Here is a 2,102-nt window from a genome sequence, read left to right as displayed (position 1 = left end):
GTTCTCCACTTTGATCGCAGGAGCCGGGGACCCCATACGCAGTTCCATCTTGGTGTCCAAAGTCATTCCACACCTTTCGTCTCTTTTGTCGCGGAATATTTTCCCGTCAAAATCGGACACGGTCTCGAGGGCATCGCTCCCTCTGGCTTGCTTCAGCGAAGCTCTCACCGTGTTGCCGCACATCAAGCTGCAACGGAGGTGCCAATTCCCTCAGCTCCGGTAAGCGGCGGGAAATGCTTTGAAATTCTCCACGAGGCTAAATGCGGCCGATTGTCGTGAACCCGACATGTCTTCTGCCGCTGTCGGGTTTCGCCCTATCTCTTGAGAGCTTGGACGGCTCGCCTGTGATTAGACTGGCCTCGGTCCTCGAGCAGTGGCAGTTTGGCGCCAGTTCGAAAGCGCGAACTCGCCGGCTTGGTCCTCGTGCCGCCACCGCCGCGTGTGGATTCTTGCCCCGGAGTCAAAATTCGCCTCGCGGTTGCCAACGGCGGCATGCGCTCAATGCGCGTGGCGTTGAGCCCCGACAGCACGTAATGGTACCAATTAGTGGATGCCCGTCGCTGCCTCCACTTCTCCAGCCAAGCGCTCGAACGACGCTACCTACCCACGTTCGAGCGCGACCGCGGAATCGCAGACTGCCGAACGTCAGCCGTTGCGAAAGGTGTAGCCGTACCCGTTGATCGCCGGCGCGCCGCCTAGATGTGCGTAGAGGACCCTCGATCCCTGTGGAAAGAAGCCCCTCTGGACGAGGTCGATCATCCCTTGCATCGATTTGCCCTCGTAAACGGGGTCCGTAATCATGCCCTCGAGCCGCGCGCACAAACGGATTGCCTCTTTGGTTTCCTCCGATGGAACGCCATAACCCGGGTACGCGTAGTCCATGAACAACACCACGTCTGCCTCGACAATTTCCGCTCCGAGGTGGACGAGCTTCGCTGTATTTTGGGCGATGCCGAGCACCTGCGCCTTGGTCTTGGCGGGCATGGCGGAGGCATCGATACCGATCACGTTGCGCTGTCGACCATCCTTGGCGAACCCGACGAGCATGCCGCCGTGGGTTGAACCAGTCACCGTACAGACGACGATATAGTCGAAGGCAAACCCAAGCTGCTCTTCCTGGGCACGCACCTCCTCAGCGAACCCCACATAGCCCAGGCCGCCGTATTTGTGGACAGAGGCGCCGGCAGGTATCGCATATGGCCTGCCGCCCCTTGCCTTGACTTCATAAAGTGCCTTTTCCCAGCTGCGGCGGATGCCGATGTCAAAGCCCTCGTCAACCAGGCGCACCTCTGCCCCCATGATGCGGCTCAAGAGGATATTGCCGACCCGGTCGTAGACAGCATCATCATGTGGGACCCAGCTCTCCTGGACCAGGAGGCATTTCATGCCGATCTTGGCGGCGACCGCAGCGACCATGCGCGTATGGTTGGACTGCACGCCACCGATTGTGACGAGCGTATCGGCATCTGACGCGATCGCGTCGGGCACAATGTATTCGAGCTTGCGCAGCTTGTTTCCGCCGAACGCGAGACCGGAGTTGCAGTCCTCGCGTTTGACGTAGATTTCCACCTTGTCGCCCAGATGCTTGCCGAGGCGGTCGAGCCTCTCGATCGGCGTGGGTCCAAAGGTGAGCGGATAACGTTCGAATTTTTCCAGCATGCTATCTCCAGCAAAAAAGTACCTGAACCGGCTACGCACCGGTCAGCCCAGGGGTATGGTCGCGTGTTAGCCGAACACAGATTCCCTATACGATCAGCTCAGTCATCAGAGGGTGACCAAAATTGGTGTGGGTCTGAGCACTGATCCTGTCATCCGCGCATCAAAGCAGCAGCACATGCTGGGCATTCGACCAAGCCGGGACACAGCTGAAAATTGCATTCCGCAGTTGATCAGAGTCAGACGACTGGTACCCGAGCTTTCCTGTAACCATCGGCATGCTGGCCCCTGTGGCGAGTTCCACGAGCGCGGCTAGAGGACTGCCAGATCAGAAAGAGCACGCGGCCGAAGGAGCCGGCCTGAAGCAGCAGCGAACAGGCCAGCGTCGTGACGACTGCCACACGGAGCGAATCCAAAGCGAAGTAAACCATCGACGCATTGCTGCA

General features: G+C 59.1%; 2 protein-coding genes. Both read right to left on the bottom strand.

The features are described 5' to 3' along the window. Window positions 1-645 precede the first annotated feature (645 nt). Window positions 646-1,659, bottom strand: coding sequence for a 1-aminocyclopropane-1-carboxylate deaminase (locus EOA32_RS36540; protein WP_024505903.1), 1,014 nt, complete (start codon window positions 1,657-1,659; stop codon window positions 646-648). A gap of 236 nt (window positions 1,660-1,895) precedes the next feature. Continuing rightward, window positions 1,896-2,102, bottom strand: a 207-nt coding sequence (locus EOA32_RS36535; protein WP_128374257.1) for an exopolysaccharide production repressor protein, incomplete at its 5' end; no start/stop codon positions are given.

It is taken from the genome of Mesorhizobium sp. M1A.F.Ca.ET.072.01.1.1 (assembly GCF_004023325.1).
Lineage (GTDB): Bacteria > Pseudomonadota > Alphaproteobacteria > Rhizobiales > Rhizobiaceae > Mesorhizobium.
This window is presented reverse-complemented; position numbering and strand designations above follow the sequence as displayed.